The organism is Methylibium sp. Pch-M (assembly GCF_004136295.1).
Lineage (GTDB): Bacteria > Pseudomonadota > Gammaproteobacteria > Burkholderiales > Burkholderiaceae_C > Methylibium > Methylibium petroleiphilum.
Genome location: NZ_CP029606.1, coordinates 1,294,398 through 1,308,929, shown reverse-complemented (window position 1 = coordinate 1,308,929; position 14,532 = coordinate 1,294,398). Strand labels below are relative to the sequence as shown.

At 70.7% G+C, this 14,532-nt stretch carries 15 protein-coding genes; 4 read left to right on the top strand and 11 right to left on the bottom strand.

Translation table 11 applies throughout. From position 1 onward, the window contains the following. Nucleotides 1–11 precede the first annotated feature (11 nt). Nucleotides 12–1,478 (bottom strand): sigma-54 dependent transcriptional regulator, encoded by a 1,467-nt coding sequence (locus tag C1M51_RS06170; RefSeq protein ID WP_129448694.1) that lies wholly within the window; start codon nt 1,476–1,478, stop codon nt 12–14. A gap of 126 nt (nt 1,479–1,604) precedes the next feature. Next, nucleotides 1,605–2,807, bottom strand: coding sequence for a multifunctional CCA addition/repair protein (locus C1M51_RS06165; RefSeq protein ID WP_242500036.1), 1,203 nt, complete (start codon nt 2,805–2,807; stop codon nt 1,605–1,607). A gap of 207 nt (nt 2,808–3,014) precedes the next feature. Here C1M51_RS06165 and C1M51_RS06160 point away from each other — a divergent pair, with 207 nt between their 5' ends. Then, nucleotides 3,015–3,236: a hypothetical protein gene (locus C1M51_RS06160; protein ID WP_129448692.1), complete on the top strand. Its 222-nt coding sequence runs from the start codon at nt 3,015–3,017 to the stop codon at nt 3,234–3,236. A gap of 46 nt (nt 3,237–3,282) precedes the next feature. Here the strand turns inward: C1M51_RS06160 and C1M51_RS06155 are convergent, their stop codons facing one another. The 4 genes from C1M51_RS06155 to C1M51_RS06140 all read right to left on the bottom strand — a co-directional run bounded on the left by C1M51_RS06155 (nt 3,283) and on the right by C1M51_RS06140 (nt 8,155). Beyond that, nucleotides 3,283–3,987, bottom strand: coding sequence for a glutathione S-transferase family protein (locus tag C1M51_RS06155; protein ID WP_129448691.1), 705 nt, complete (start codon nt 3,985–3,987; stop codon nt 3,283–3,285). Between the two features lie 102 nt (nt 3,988–4,089). Next, complete coding sequence (locus C1M51_RS06150) at nt 4,090–5,046, bottom strand: complex I NDUFA9 subunit family protein (protein WP_129448690.1); 957 nt, start codon at nt 5,044–5,046, stop codon at nt 4,090–4,092. Between the two features lie 13 nt (nt 5,047–5,059). Then, nucleotides 5,060–7,096, bottom strand: a complete 2,037-nt coding sequence (locus tag C1M51_RS06145) for a lytic transglycosylase domain-containing protein (protein ID WP_207207806.1) — start codon at nt 7,094–7,096, stop codon at nt 5,060–5,062. Between the two features lie 93 nt (nt 7,097–7,189). Continuing rightward, entirely contained in the window at nt 7,190–8,155 is a 966-nt protein-coding gene (locus tag C1M51_RS06140) for a LysR family transcriptional regulator (protein WP_129448689.1), read from the bottom strand. A gap of 107 nt (nt 8,156–8,262) precedes the next feature. Here C1M51_RS06140 and C1M51_RS06135 point away from each other — a divergent pair, with 107 nt between their 5' ends. After that, on the top strand, nt 8,263–8,544 hold the full coding sequence (locus tag C1M51_RS06135) for a DUF2917 domain-containing protein (RefSeq protein ID WP_051512313.1): 282 nt from the start codon (nt 8,263–8,265) through the stop codon (nt 8,542–8,544). A 22-nt stretch (nt 8,545–8,566) separates the two neighbouring features. On the opposite strand, the gene C1M51_RS06130 is transcribed toward C1M51_RS06135, so the two are convergent. Continuing rightward, nucleotides 8,567–8,965, bottom strand: a complete 399-nt coding sequence (locus C1M51_RS06130) for a TfoX/Sxy family protein (protein WP_129448688.1) — start codon at nt 8,963–8,965, stop codon at nt 8,567–8,569. A gap of 101 nt (nt 8,966–9,066) precedes the next feature. Here C1M51_RS06130 and C1M51_RS06125 point away from each other — a divergent pair, with 101 nt between their 5' ends. Then, nucleotides 9,067–9,678, top strand: coding sequence for a 5-formyltetrahydrofolate cyclo-ligase (locus tag C1M51_RS06125; RefSeq protein WP_129448687.1), 612 nt, complete (start codon nt 9,067–9,069; stop codon nt 9,676–9,678). A 5-nt stretch (nt 9,679–9,683) separates the two neighbouring features. Here the strand turns inward: C1M51_RS06125 and C1M51_RS06120 are convergent, their stop codons facing one another. Then, nucleotides 9,684–10,274: an OmpW family protein gene (locus C1M51_RS06120; RefSeq protein WP_129448686.1), complete on the bottom strand. Its 591-nt coding sequence runs from the start codon at nt 10,272–10,274 to the stop codon at nt 9,684–9,686. 199 nt (nt 10,275–10,473) lie between these two features. On the opposite strand from C1M51_RS06120, the gene C1M51_RS06115 reads away from it, so the two are divergent. After that, nucleotides 10,474–11,304: a polyphosphate kinase 2 family protein gene (locus C1M51_RS06115; RefSeq protein WP_129448685.1), complete on the top strand. Its 831-nt coding sequence runs from the start codon at nt 10,474–10,476 to the stop codon at nt 11,302–11,304. 16 nt (nt 11,305–11,320) lie between these two features. On the opposite strand, the gene metF is transcribed toward C1M51_RS06115, so the two are convergent. From metF to ahcY, 3 genes are all read right to left on the bottom strand, one after another. Continuing rightward, complete coding sequence (gene metF / locus C1M51_RS06110) at nt 11,321–12,181, bottom strand: methylenetetrahydrofolate reductase [NAD(P)H] (RefSeq protein WP_129448684.1); 861 nt, start codon at nt 12,179–12,181, stop codon at nt 11,321–11,323. Further along, the gene (locus tag C1M51_RS06105) at nt 12,178–12,960 is read right to left on the bottom strand and encodes a TlyA family RNA methyltransferase (protein ID WP_129448683.1); all 783 of its coding nucleotides are present in this window, start codon (nt 12,958–12,960) and stop codon (nt 12,178–12,180) included. The genes metF and C1M51_RS06105 overlap by 4 nt, the downstream gene beginning before the upstream one ends. Nucleotides 12,961–13,078: 118 nt before the next feature. Beyond that, on the bottom strand, nt 13,079–14,512 hold the full coding sequence (gene ahcY, locus C1M51_RS06100) for an adenosylhomocysteinase (protein WP_129448682.1): 1,434 nt from the start codon (nt 14,510–14,512) through the stop codon (nt 13,079–13,081). Nucleotides 14,513–14,532 lie beyond the last annotated feature (20 nt).

Below are 14,532 nucleotides of genomic sequence, written 5' to 3'. Positions count from 1 at the left end.
GAGGCCTCGGGTCACGCGAGGCCCGGTTCGATCGAGCGGCGGATGCTGTAGCGCTTGAGCTTGTTCGCGAGCCCCACGCGCGACAGCCCGAGTTCCTCTGACGCTCGTGTGTGATTCCAGTGGTGACGTTCGAGCGCGGCACGCACCAGGGCCACTTCGAGCTGCTCGACACGTTCCTTCAAGGTCTGGCCGTCGAGCGTGACCGGGGCGCCGCCGCCGTGATGCGTCCGCGGCCTGGCGCGCGCGATCTCCGGGGACAGGTGCTGCACGGTGATGAACTCGCCGTCCTCCAGCGTCGCCACCGTGCGGCGGATCTCGTTCTCGAGTTCTCGCACGTTGCCGGGGAACGGGTAGGCGCGCAGTTTCTGCTGTGCCAGGCTCGCCACGCCCGGCGTCCTGCGACCGAACACCTCGCAGTACTTGGTGATCAGGAACTCGGTCAGGACCGGGATGTCGTCGGGCCGCTCACGCAGCGGCGGGATCGAGATCTCGAAGCCCTTGAGCCGGTAGTACAGATCGCGGCGGAACCGGCCTTCGTCGACCAGCTGCCGTACCGGCCGGTTGCTCGCCGCGATGATGCGCACGTTGGTCTGCTTGACGCGGTCGCTGCCGATCGGCTTGACTTCGCCGTCCTGCAGGAAGCGCAGCAGGGCCACCTGCACGGCGGGCGAGATGTCGGAGATCTCGTCGAGGAACACCGTGCCCTTGTCGGCAGCGACGAACAGGCCGAGCCGGTCGCTGATGGCGCCGGAGAACGCGCCGCGCGTGTGCCCGAACAGTTCGGACAGCAGCAGATCCTCGGCGATCGCGCCGCAGTTCTGCGCCATGAACAGCTGGTGCTGGCGCGGACTGAACAGGTGGATGGCCTTGGCGAGCAGTTCCTTGCCCGTGCCGGTCTCGCCCTCCAGCAGCACCGGCAGGTCGGTGGTGGCGGCCTTGCGCGCCGTGTTGCAGACCGCGGCCATCTTCTCGCTCGCGAACACCAGCTTGTCGAAGCGGTAGGTCTGCTGCAGCGCGAGCGTCATGTGGTCGTTCTCACGCCGGATCACCGCGTCGGCGAATTTCAGCTCGCGGCTCAGGTAGCGATGGATGCGTGCCAGCTCCCGGCTCTCGAGCGCGCGCGCGAGGATCAGCGACAGCTGCTCGGGCTCGAACGGCGTGGTGACGACCTGGTAGACCGCCGCCTCGTTGATCGCCTTGGCCATCTCCTCGCGGCGCGCGCTCTGCAGCGCGAGCACGCGCACCGCGTGCGGATGCTCGATGCGCATCTGCTGCAGCAGGTCGACGCCCCGGCCGTCCTCGAGCTGCTGTTCGCACACCACCACGTCGGGCAGGCGCTTCAGCATCAGCCGCGCCACATCGGCCGCCCGCGGCGCATGCAGCACCACGTACTGGCGCGCGAGGTCGCGCTGCAGCGCGCGCTCGGCGAGCACCTCGGTACCGACGAGGAAGACACAGAACTCGGGTCCTGCCGACATGCCCAGCCCGTTTGCGTGGTGACCGGATCATTGTCGGCATCGGCCGCGCCGCTGTAAACGGCAGGCCCGTGGCGCAGCAGGGCAATCGGCACCGGAAGGCAGCGGGACCGCGCCGCCGACGCGCGGTCAGTCCGGCCCGGCCGGGATCGACAGGGCCGCGGCGACCGCCGCGACGCGCTGTCGGTGGATGGCCGTGCCCACCGCCGGCCCGCTTTCGCCGCGCGCTGCCGCGGCGGCCGCGACCTGCGCCGTGTCGACGGTGCGCGCCGCAACGAGCGCGGCCGCCAGCCGCGGCGACGGCGCATAGGTCGTGTCCTCGTAGCCGAGCCGCCCGCGCGCGTCGCACTCGCAGGCCAGCAGCACCTCGTGGAAGCGCGCCGGCTTGCGGAAGGCGTCGCAGCGCTCGAGCAGGCGCACCAGCGCGGCGGCGCCGAACTCGCCGCTGCGGTGCACGTTGCCGTGTTCGCGCGCCACCACGTCGGCGAGTTCGCGGCAGTCGGTCGGCACGCGCAGTCGCTCGTTCAGCCCTCGCAGCAGCGCCACGCTGCGCTGCTCGTGGCCGATGTGCCGCGGCAGCAGCTCGGCCGGGGTGTTGCCCTTGCCGAGGTCGTGGCCGAGGCAGGCGTAGCGCACCGTCAACGGCGCGTCGAGCCGCGCACTCATGTCCAGCACCATCATCAGGTGCACGCCGGTGTCCACCTCGGGGTGGTGTTCGGCGCGCTGCGGCACGCCCCACAGCCGCGCGACCTCGGGCAGCAGCCGCTGCAGTGCGCCGCATTCGCGCAGCAGCTCGAACATGCGCGACGGGCGCGGCTCCATCAGGCCGCGCGCGAGCTCCTGCCACACGCGCTCAGGGACGAGGTGGTCGACCTCGCCGCCGTCGACCATGCCGCGCATCAGGGCCAGCGTCTCGGGTGCGACGGAAAAGCCATCGAAGCGTGCCGCGAAGCGTGCGACCCGCAGGATGCGCACCGGGTCCTCGGCGAAGGCCGGCGACACGTGGCGCAGCACGTGGGCTGCCAGGTCGCGCTGGCCGCCGTAGGGGTCGATCAGCGTGCCGTCGGCCGCGCGGGCGATAGCGTTGATGGTCAGGTCGCGCCGCGCCAGGTCCTGTTCCAGCGTCACGTCCGGCGCGGCGTGGAAGCTGAAGCCGTGATAGCCCGGACCGGTCTTGCGTTCGGAGCGTGCGAGTGCGTACTCCTCGTGCGTCTGCGGGTGCAGGAAGACCGGGAAGTCGCGTCCGACCGGCAGGAAGCCGGCGTCGAGCATCCGCTGCGGCGTGCTGCCGACGACCACCCAATCCCGGTCTCGGCCGGCGATTCCCAGCAGTTCGTCACGGACGGCGCCGCCGACAACAAAAACTTGAGCGTCCTGTGGCGCTGTGGCGACGAAATGAACCCCTTGTTCGGGGGGTGAACCTTGAGTCACGGGGTACCGCTCAAAAGACCGTGCGCATACAAATGGAAACAGCGAGATGCGGCCTCTCCGACGCCAAAAGCGTCACCGCCGCAAAAGCATCTTAAACAGGGAAATGTCATGTTCATCAAACCGCTACTGGCCGCCGTGGTGCTCGCAGGTGCTCTCGCACCGAGTTTCGCCGACCAGAAGTCCAAACCGGCAGCTGCGGTCCAGCCGGTCGAAAGCGAAACGGTCCTGAGCGCCGCCGCGCCGGCTTCCGAGCCCAGCAATCTCGCGTTGATGCTGGCCGCCGTGGGCGTGCTCGGTTTCGTGGCGCACCGCCGCGGCCGTCACCGCTGAGCGCGCTTCAGGCAGCGCAACGACAACGGGCCTTCGGGCCCGTTTCTCATGGAGCGTCCGCGGCGTCCGTCCGGGACTGGCGGTACGGCTCCTCGAAGTCCAGGAACTCCTGCTCGGCCAGGGCCTCGGCCACCCAGGCCTGCATGCCGGGCAGCGCGAACACCGCGTCGATGTAGGCCGCGGCAATGGGCGGCACCGGCAGTCCGTAGGTTCTCAGCCGGCTGCACACCGGCGCGAAGTAGGCGTCGGCGATGGTGAAGCGGCCGAACAGCAGTGGGCCGCCGTGCGTGCCCAGCAGCTCCGACCACAGCTCGACGATGCGCCGGAGGTCGGCCCGCAGCCCGGGCTGCTCCTGCAGCAGGCGGGCGCCCACATCGGGCAAGCGGGCCTCGACGTTGAGCGGGCAGTGGCTGCGCAGCGCGCCGAAGCCGGCGTGCATTTCGGCGCAGACGCTGCGGGCCCGGGCACGCGCCTTCGGATCGGCCGGCCACAGGCCCGCCTGCGGGAACTTCTCGGCCAGGTACTCGGCGATCGCCAGCGTGTCCCAGACCACGAAACCGTCGTCTTCGATCAGCACCGGCACCTTGCCGGCCGGGGTGTGCCGGGCCAGCGCCTGCTGGAACTTCGAATCGGCCGCCAGGCTGTCGAAGCGGATCATCACTTCCTCGAAGGGGATGCCGGCCTGGCGCATCAGCACCCAGGGCCGCAGCGACCACGACGAGTAGTTCTTGTTGCCGATCACGAGCTGCATGGGGCCTCCTGTGGCCTCGATGCTAGCGGGACGCCACGCATCCCGGCTTGCATTCGCTGCATCGGATTGATGCACGCCCGCGGGTGTTGCCGGGTGGGCGCTTCAGTGCCGTCGGGCCAGCGCGCGAAACCCGTCGAGCCGCGCCGGGCCGCGCCCGGGGCTCAGGTAGCTCGGCCCGATCGCCTCCAGCGCCGCCGGCGTGATGCCGAGCGCCTGCAGCCCGGGCAGGCTGCCGCTGGCCACGTTGGGCACGCGCATCGACGCCAGGTTGTCGGCCGACATCAAGGGCGTGCCGGGCAGCAGCGCGAGCAGGGCGGCCTGGGCGCGGCCCAGCGCGTCGGGCAGCGGCAGCACGGGCCGCGCGTGGCCCGACCAGCGGCCGGCGAGCCGCACCAGTTCGGCCAGCGTGTAGACATTCGGCCCGACGCACTCCACCACCTCGGGCACGGCCGACGGTGCCACCAGACTGCGCACGATCGCTGCGGCCACGTCCTCGACCCACACCGGCTGGAACTTCGCGTCGGCGCCCGCCAGCGGCATCAGCGGGAACACCGACTGCAACAGCGCGAACAGGTTCAGGAAGCGGTCGCCCGACCCGAAGATGACCGACGGCCGCAGCACCGTGAGGTCGAGCCCGGCCACGCTCAGCGCCGCCTCGCCGGCGGCCTTGGAGCGCAGGTAGTTCGAGGGCGCGTCGGCCGTGGCGCCGAGAGCGCTCACGTGCACCACGCGCGGGACGCCGGCCACCTTGCAGGCGCGCGCCAGCCGCTGCGGCAGCGCGACGTGCACCCGCTCGAACTCGGCGGCGCTGCCGTGCAGGATCGCCACCAGATTGATCACCGCGTCGCGGCCGAACAGCAGCCGCGTCAGCCGCCCGTCGTCGTGGAGGTCGGTCTCGACCAGCTCGACGGTCGGCAGCATCGCCAGCCGCTTGGCGCGCTCGGCGCGACGGGTCGGTACCGTGAGGCGGGCGCCTGCTGCACCGAAGTGCGCGACGAGCTTCTCGCACAAGGCACTGCCGACGAAGCCGGTGCCACCGAGGATCAGCAGGTTCTTCATGGGGCAGGCTCTGTCAGGGCAGCTCGCGCTCGGCCGGATCGGCCGCGCCGGCGTGCGGGCCGATCGCGGTGCCCAGCCGCGCGCGCAGCGACTGCGGCTGGCCGCTCAGCAGCGCGGCGTAGTCGGTGGCGTTGGAGAGCACCTTCTTCACGTAGTCGCGCGTCTCGGTGAAGGGAATGTTCTCGGCCCAGGCCGCCGCGTCCAGCGACGGCCCTTCGCGCCACTTGCGCGGCCGGTTCGGGCCGGCGTTGTAGCCGGCCGCGGCCATGGCCTGCGAGCCGTCGAAGCTGTCGAGCACCATCTTCAGGTAGCCGGTGCCGAGCCGCAGGTTGGTGCCGTGCTCGGTGATGCGGTCGTGCGTGTAGTCGATGCCCAGCTTGCGGGCGGTCCACTTGGCGGTGGCCGGCATCAGCTGCATCAGCCCCGAGGCGCCGACCGACGAACGCGCGCTGGTGATGAAGCGCGATTCCTGGCGGATCAGGCCGTAGACGTAGGCCGGGTCCAGCCCCGCCTCGCGTGCGCGCGCCACCACGTCGCTGCGGTAGGGTGTGGGGAAGCGCTGTGCCATGTCGACCTGCTCGCGGGTGCGCTCGCTGGTGTTGATGCAACGGTCCCACACCTGACGCTCGCAGGCCAGCTGCGCGGCGGCCAGCAGCTCGCGCTCGCTCATGCCGAACAGCGAGAAGTTCCACTCGCGCACGCCTTCGCTGCGCAGGTCGAGCTCGATCAGCAGCAGCGCGCGCTTCAGGCCGGGGTGCTGGGCCGCGGCGTTGCGCTCCTCGGGCGTGAGCGGCGCCGGTGCGGCGGGCAAAACCAGCGGTTGCCCGAGGTCTTCCATGGCCAGCTTGCCGTAGAAGTGCAGCGGACTCGCGATCGACGCGAGCAGCTCGCGCGCCTGCGCACCCAGCGCGACGCCGTCCTGGCTGCTGCCAGCCAGCGCCTGCAGCGCGCGCGCCTTCCAGTAGATCCACGCGGGCTCGCGCTGCTCGCTGCTGCTCATCGCGGTGACGGCCTGCATCACCTGCTGCCAGCGACCCGCGCCGTTGTTGGCGCGCAGCGCGGCGCGCAGCTTCCACGCCAGCGTGTCGTCGGGCAGCGCCACGTCGACGTTGCCGGTGCGCGTCAGCTCGGCACGCTGGAAGTGGTCGGAGGCGCTGTTGCTGAGCTTGAGCGCCGCCTGCTTGCCGATGCTGGCCCAGACCCACGCGGACAGGTCGGCCGGCAGCCGCGCCGACCAGCGATCGTTCATCGCGGTGGCCGCCACGTCGGGGTCGTTCGCGGCGCTGCGGATCAGCGCCAGCGCGGTCAGCTCGCTGGCACCGCGGCCCTGCGTCGCGGCCTTGCGCGTCAGGTAGCGCTGCGGGTTGTCGCTCAGTTCGCCGACCGCATTGGCCGTGTCGTCGCCCAGCAGCGCGGCGGCCTGGCGGGCCATGCGGGGGCGGTTGGCCTCGACCGCCAGCCGCGTCTTGCGCCAGACGTCGTCGCGGCCGATCCGCTTGGCATCGAACAGCGTGCTGGCCAGCAGCGCGCAGCCGTCGTCGGCATCGCGTTGCGCGAACCAGGCGGCGCGGGCGTCGTCCGTCACGTCCTGGCCATCGAGGTGCCGCGTCAGCAGCGCGTAGCAGCGCACCTCGCGATCGTCGTCGAGCTTGAAGCGCGGGTATTCCGCGCGGAAGTTGCCCCAGTCGCGACGGCGGCCCAGCTCGAGCAGCCAGTCGTTGCGCAGCCGGTCCTCGAGGTAGGTGCCGGGCCAGCGCGCATAGAAGGCATTCATCTCGTCCTGTTGCGCGTCGGCGAGGCGGTTGCCGAGCTCCCAGTAGTCGGGCCACATCGCGAGCGGGTGGTTCGCGGCCAGCGCCGCCGCACGCGTGGCCGCCAGGCGCGGCTTGTCGCGCTTGCGCAGTGCCTCGCGGGCTTCGAGAACCGTGTCGTTGGCGGTCTGTGCGGCGACCGGCGCGGAGGGCAAGGCCAGGGCCCCGGTGATCGCGGCGAGGGCGACCGCGCGGAGCAGGATGTGGCAGCGGAGGGGTGTCGAAGTCTGCAGGGTCATGCCACGGAGGGAGCCGTCACGATGGGCTTCGGTTCCACTCGAATTTTACGCAGTCACCGAACGCGTGCATCCGACATGCTGCCGAGTGCAGGGTCAATCGAGCTCGGTCTCGCCGATGGCCTGGCGCGTCGACGCGCCCTGCGCCTGCACCCAGCTCGCGAAGCGCTGGACCTCCGCGCGATCCCGCTTGCTGCCGGCGATGATCAGCCAGTAGCTGTAGGGGCTGCGGGTGCGGAAGGCCGGCCCGAAGGGTTCCACCAGTTCGCCGCGCGCCAGCGACTCGTCGACCAGCGCCAGCCGGGCCAGCGCGATGCCCTGGCCGGCCAGCGCAGCCTGCACCTGCTGGTAGGTGAAGTTCAGGTAGATCCAGCGTCGCGGCTCCAGCGCAGGCAGGGCCTGCACCGCCAGCCAGTGCCGCCAGCTGACGAACTGGGTGCTCGCCTGCAGGCTGTCTTCCTCCAGCAGCGTGTGCAGCGCCAGGTCGGCCGGTGTGCGCAGCGGCGGCGCGGCGCCGCTCGCGGCCTGCTCCAGCAGCCGCGGGCTCGCCACCGGCGTCAGCGTCTCGCCGAACAGCCGCACGGCGCCGGCCGGGGCACGCTGCGCGCTGCAGTAGCGGATCACGATCTCGACCTCGGGGTCGTCCAGGTCGGCCAGCCGGTCGTTGGCGTCGATGCGGATGTCGAGGTCGGGGTGGTCGCGCTGGTAGGCCTCGATGCGCGGCAGCAGCCACAGCGAGGCGAACGACGGGAAGGTGTTGAGGTTCACGCCGCGCCGGCCGCGCGCGCTGCGGATCTGGCGCACGCCGGCATCGAGCCGCTCCAGCGCCGGCGTCACGGCGGCGAGCAGCGCGACACCGTCGCCGGTGAGGGCGACGCTGCGCGTGCCGCGGGTGAACAGCGAGCTGCCGACCTCGTCCTCGAGCGACTGGATCTGGCGGCTGATGGCCGGCTGCGTGAGGTGCAGTTCCTCGGCCGCGGCCCGGAAGCTGAGGTGGCGCGCCACCGCCTCGAAGGCGCGGATCGGACCGACGGCGAGGGGGCGCTGGCGTGAGGTATTCATGCGTTAATGTCATCAATGAGGGGCCGCGATCTCATTGGATCGTGGGTCGATTCTTCACGATGATATGACGCATGGATCCACCAATACAGGGTCCGAGGGAGCACGACATGAGCATGCAGCAATCGCAAGAATCGATGGGCCGGACCGACCCCGTCTGGCGGCTGGTCCGCGGCCAGACGCTGCGCCTGCAGGCCGCCCGCAACACCCGCTGGCTGCGGCTGCGCGAAGGCCGGCTCTGGGTGACCGCCGAGGGCCGCCTCGGTGGGCAGATCCCGGAAGACTGGTGGCTCGCGGCCGGCCAGAGCCTGCGCCTGCCGGCCGGCACCGAGGTGCTGGCCGAGGGGTGGTCGGTGGCCAGTTTCGAGGTGCTGGAAGAGCCGGCGGCCTGAGGCCTCCGGCGACGGCGCCCGCCTACCGGGCCGGCTTGCGGCGGCGTGGCGCGGCGGCGGGCTTGCGGACCCGCGCCGCCTGGGCGCGCAACGCCGCCTCCAGCGCCAGCCGGGCCCAGGGTCGCAGCGCATCGGGTGACTCGGTCGCCTCGTCGGGCGGCGTCCAGTAGCTCATGGTGGCGGTCCGCACCACGCCGTCGCGCGAACTTTCGTAGACGAAGGCCCGGCCGCCGGCGTCTCGCCACTGCGGCAGCGTCTGCGCGTCGGTCTTGAGGTAGAGCTGGTCGGCGGCGATCAGGCCGATCATCAGCCCGTCGAGGTAGAGGCCGTGGCCGCCGAACATGCGCTTCGCATGCGCCGGGCCCATGGAGGACAGCAACTCGACGCAGTGCGCAGCAAATTCGTCGCGGGGTGGGGCCATTGCCACAGTGTAGGCAGCGACCTTGGGGCGCAGGCCATCCTGCGGGGCAAAATCCGGACTGCCTCGATGACACGCCACGCCAGCCCGCCACGGACCCGCCCATGACCCTGCCCTACGACCCGATGAGCCGGCCGGACAAGGCGCAACTGCGTCGCATGCTGCAGGCCGAGCGGCAGAGCCTGGCCGATCGCCTGGAGCGCGCCGAGCAGCTGCAGGGGGTGTTGCGGGTGTGGCTCACGCAGCGGGAGGACGTGACGGTCGGCGCCTACTGGGCCATCAAGGGCGAGTTCGATCCCCTGCCGTCGCTGCACCGCTGGACCGAGGGCGCCGGGCATGGCACCGGCGAGGGGCCGCCGCGCCGCATCGGCCTGCCGGTGATGAACCGCCAGACCAAGCAGCTGCGCTTCCACCAGTGGTACCCCGGCTGCCCGATGGAGGAGGATGCCTACGACATCCCCAAACCCAAGGGCACCGACCTCGTGATGCCGACGCTGTTGCTGGTGCCCTGCGTCGGCTTCGGCCCGAAGGGCCTGCGGCTCGGCTACGGCGGCGGCTTCTACGACCGCACGCTGGCGGCACTGGAGCCGCGGCCGTTCACGGTGGGCATCGGCTACCGGCACGGCTACATCGACTGGCTCGAGGGCGAGCCGCACGACATCCCGCTCGACGCCATGCTCACCGAGGACGGCGTCGCCTGGTCGCGCGAGGACTGATCGAGTCAGAAGCGCCAGCCGAGCCCGACGCCGAACAGCACCGGGTCGACCTTGAAGGTGCCTGCCTTCACGCCAGCGGCCGACACGTCGGTGCGGATCTGCACCTTCTTCACATCGACGTTCAGCACGAGCCGCTCGCCGAGCGGCACGTCGAAGCCGGCGCCCACGGACAGCCCCACGCTGTTCTTCTCGATGCTGAACGGCGCCGGCAGGTCGACCGACGAGAAGCGCGTGTAGTTGATGCCCGCGCCGAGGTAGGGCTGGACCGCCGCGCCGGGCAGGAAGTGGTACTGCAGCGACAGCGTCGGCGGCAGGTGCTTGAGGCTGCCGATGCGCGTGCCGGAGGCACTCACGTCCTGCTTCTGCGGATAGGTCAGCACCAGTTCGGCGGCCCAGTTCGGCGTGAAGAAGTAGCTGATGTCGAGTTCGGGGAAGGTCTTGCTGTCGATGGCCAGGCCGACGCCGGTGCTGTCCTTGTTGGCCGGGTCGAGGTGCAGCGCGCGCACGCGCACCAGCCAGTCGCCGCCGGTCGGCGCGGCGGTCGCGGCGCCACCGAGGGCGGCGAGGGCGAGGGCGGCGAGGATCTTCTTCTTCATGATGAGCTTCACTCCGGAATGCACGGGGAGCTTCCCGCCCGTGCATTGCAGTGCGTGGCGGGACGCCGTGGCTTGCGTTGGCTCAAGCGCGCGGTCGCGCAGCGTTGGAGCCGCCGCGGCTTTCTGAGGCAGATCAACCCGGCGCGTCGCGGTGTGCACACGGCGCTACAGTCGCCGCACCGCCTTCCCAGGAGTCGCGATGGCCCGCTCGACCGCCTACCTGAAGACCTACCGCGTCGGCCGCAAGCTGCGACTCAAGGACATCGACCCCGGCGCGCGGCCGGCCGCCAGCAGCAGCCGCGAGGCCGACGATGCGCGGCTCGCCGAACTGGCGATCGAGATCGACCGCCTGCAGGACCTGCTCTACGCCAACGGCAGCGCCGGCCGGCCGCCCAAGCTGCTGCTGGTGCTGCAGGGCATGGACACCTCGGGCAAGGACGGCACCGCGCGCTCGGTGTTCCGCCAGTGCAGCCCGCTCGGCGTGCGGGTGGCGGCCTTCAAGGCGCCCACCGAGGTGGAGCGCGCGCACGACTTCCTGTGGCGCGTGCACGCCGTGGTGCCGCGCGCCGGCGAGGTGGTGGTGTTCAACCGCAGCCACTACGAGGACGTGCTGGTGCCCTTCGTCGAAGGCTGGATCGACGCCGCCGAGCGCCAGCGCCGGCTGGCCCACATCAACGCCTTCGAGCGCCTGCTGCACGACAGCGGAACGACCATCGTCAAGTGCTTCCTGCACATCTCGAAGGACGAGCAGCGCGAACGGCTGCAGGCGCGTCTGGACGACCCCGCCAAGCGCTGGAAATTCCAGGTCGGCGACCTCGAGACGCGCGCGAAGTGGAAGGCCTACCTGGCCGCCTACGAGACCGCGCTGGCGGCCACCTCGACCGCCTGCGCGCCCTGGCACGTGGTGCCGGCCGACAGCAAGAGCAACCGCAACCTGATGATCGCGACGCTGGTCGCGCAGGCGCTGGCCGGCATGAAGCTCAAGCCGCCGAAGCCCGACTTCGACCCGGCGGCGGTGCGCGTGGTCTGAGCGCGCCGCGCGCGTTTCAGCCGCGCGCCGACGCGAGCCGGCGGCAGACCTCCAGCGTCAGCGCCGACTGGTTGAGCGTGTAGAAGTGGATGGCCGGTGCGCCGCCGGCGATCAGCCGCTCGCACAGCCGCGACACCACCTCGATACCGAAGGCGCGGATCGACGCGGCGTCGTCCATGTAGCCTTCCATCTTCAAGGCCACCCAGCGCGGGATCTCGATGCCGTCGCGCATCGCGAACTGCGCGATGCGCGCGTAGTTGTGGAACGGCATGATGCCCGGCACGATCGGCGCGTCGACACCCAGCGCGCGCACCTCGTCGAGGAAATGGAAGTAGGCGTCGGGGTTGTAGAAGAACTGCGTGATCGCCGCGTCGGCGCCGGCCTTCATCTTGTTGGCGAAGTGCTGCAGGTCGCGCCGCGCATAGCGCTGCTGCGGGTGGTACTCGGGGTAGGCGGCCACCTCGATGCGCAGGTCGGTGCCCTGGGTCTCGCGCACGAAGGCGATCAGCTCGTTCGCGTAGCGGAACTCGCCGGCCGTCGCGGTGCCGCTCGGCAGGTCGCCGCGCAGCGCGACCAGGCGGCGGATGTTCTGCGCGCGGTAGGTGCCCAGGATCTCGGCGATGCCGGCGCGCGTCGAGCCGACGCACGACAGGTGCGGCGCCGCCTCGAAACCCAGCGCGGCAATGTCGCGCACCGTCGACAGCGTGCGGTCCCGCGTCGAGCCGCCGGCACCGTAGGTCACGCTGAAGAACTCGGGGGCCGCGCTGCCCAGCTCGCGCACCACGGTCTTCAGCTTCTCGCTGCCGGCCTCGGTGTTGGGCGGGAAGAACTCGAAGCTCACCGGCACCGGCAGCTTCAGGGAAGGTGTGTCGCTCATGTGTCTGACTCCAGCCGCCGGCCCGCAGGCACGGCACAGATGAAAAATTCGCGGTTCCCGTCGCCGCCGGCGACCACGCTGTCCAGCCACGCCGTCACGTCCAGGCCCAGTTCGCCGCAGGTGGCCCGCAGCTTGCGCTGCACCTCGGCGTAGGAGGCGGCGCTCTTCACCAGGCCGCCCTTGCCGATGTCCTTGGGCTGCAGCTCGAACTGCGGCTTGACCAGCGCGAGCAGCCGGCCGTCGGCCGCGAGCAGCGGCACCAGTGCCGGCAGCACGGTGGTCAGCGGGATGAAGCTCAGGTCGGCGACGACCAGGCCGAAGCCGCCGGCCGGCATGGCTGCGCCCAGCACCTCGCGCGTCAGGCCGCGGGCGTTGATGCCTTCGAGGACGGTGACCTGCGCCTGCCCGCGCAAAGAGGGATGCAACTGGCCGCGCCCCACGTCCACGCCCACCACGTGGGCCGCGCCATGCGCCAGCAGCACCTCGGTGAAGCCGCCGGTGCTCTGGCCGACGTCGAGCGCCGTCACGCCGTCCACCGCGAGTCCGCACTGCGCCAGCGCGCCGTCGAGCTTGAGCCCGGCGCGCGACACCCAACGCAGCTCGGCGTCGTCGGTGATGCGCAGCTCGGTGCCGTCCGGCAGGTCCTCGCCCGACTTGCGCAGCCGCACCCAGTCGGCCGCCGCGCGCCGCTCGACCGCGCCACGGTCGATCAAGCGCTGCGCGGCCGAGCGCGTCGGCGCCAGCCCGCGCTGAACGAGAAGCTGATCAACACGTGGCATGTGGATGAACCGAGTAGACGCCGCGGACCCGGCTCCGCCGGCCCGCCAGCGTCGCCCCCTCGAGGGGGAGCGGCGCAGCCGCAACGGGGGTGGGCGTCAATACCAACGGGGGTGGGTGTCAATACCTATAGGTGTCGGCCTTGTACGGACCGGACTTGCTGACGCCGATGTACGCGGCCTGCTCGTCGGTCAGCTCGGTCAGCATCGCGCCGACCTTCTTCAGGTGCAGGCGCGCGACCTTCTCGTCCAGGTGTTTGGGCAGCACGTAGACCTTGCCGGCCTGGTAGCTCGCGCTCTTGGTGAACAGTTCGATCTGCGCGATGGTCTGGTTGGCGAACGACGAACTCATCACGAAGCTCGGGTGGCCGGTGGCGCAGCCCAGGTTGACGAGGCGGCCCTTGGCGAGCAGCGTGATCTTCTTGCCGTCCGGGAAGACGACGTGGTCGACCTGCGGCTTGATCTCGTCCCACTTCAGCTTCTCGAGCGAGGCGACGTCGATCTCGTTGTCGAAGTGGCCGATGTTGCAGACGATGGCCTCGTCCTTCATCGCCGCCATGTGCTCGTAGCGGATCACGTTCTTGTTGCCGGTGGCGCTGACGAAGATGTCGGCCTTGTCGGCGGCGTACTCCATCGTCACGACCTTGTAGCCTTCCATCGCGGCCTGCAGCGCGTTGATCGGGTCGATCTCGGTCACCCACACCTGAGCGCTCAGTGCACGCAGTGCCTGCGCCGAGCCCTTGCCCACGTCGCCGTAGCCGGCCACGCAGGCCACCTTGCCGGCGATCATCACGTCGGTGGCGCGCTTGATGCTGTCGACCAGCGACTCGCGGCAGCCATAGAGGTTGTCGAACTTGCTCTTCGTCACCGAGTCGTTGACGTTGATCGCGCGGAACAGCAGCGTGCCCTTGGCGCTCATCTCGTTCAGTCGGTGCACGCCGGTGGTGGTTTCCTCGGTCACGCCGATGATCTGGGCGCTCTTGCGCGTGTACCAGGTCGGGTCCTGCGCCAGTTTGGCCTTGATCGCGGCGAACAGGCAGGTCTCCTCTTCGCTGGTGGGCTTGGAAATCACCGACGGGTCCTTCTCGGCCTTCTGGCCCAGGTGCATCAGCAGCGTCGCGTCGCCGCCGTCGTCGAGGATCATGTTCGGGCCTTCGCCTTCGCTGCCCTTGGCGCCGAACTCGAAGATGCGGTGGGTGTAGTCCCAGTAGTCCGCGAGCGTCTCGCCCTTGTAGGCGAACACCGGCGTGCCGGCCGCCACCAGCGCGGCGGCGGCGTGATCCTGGGTGGAGAAGATGTTGCACGAGGCCCAGCGCACCTGGGCGCCCAGCGCCTGCAGCGTCTCCACCAGCACGGCGGTCTGGATCGTCATGTGCAGCGAGCCGGTGATGCGCGCGCCCTTGAGCGGCTGGCTGGCGGCGAATTCCTGGCGGATCGCCATCAGGCCGGGCATCTCGGTCTCGGCGATCTTGATTTCCTTGCGGCCCCAGTCGGCGAGCGACAGGTCGGCGACGTGGTGGTCGTGGGTGGGGGCGGGCTTGAGGACGGCGCTCATGGACAGGTCTCCGTGGTTCG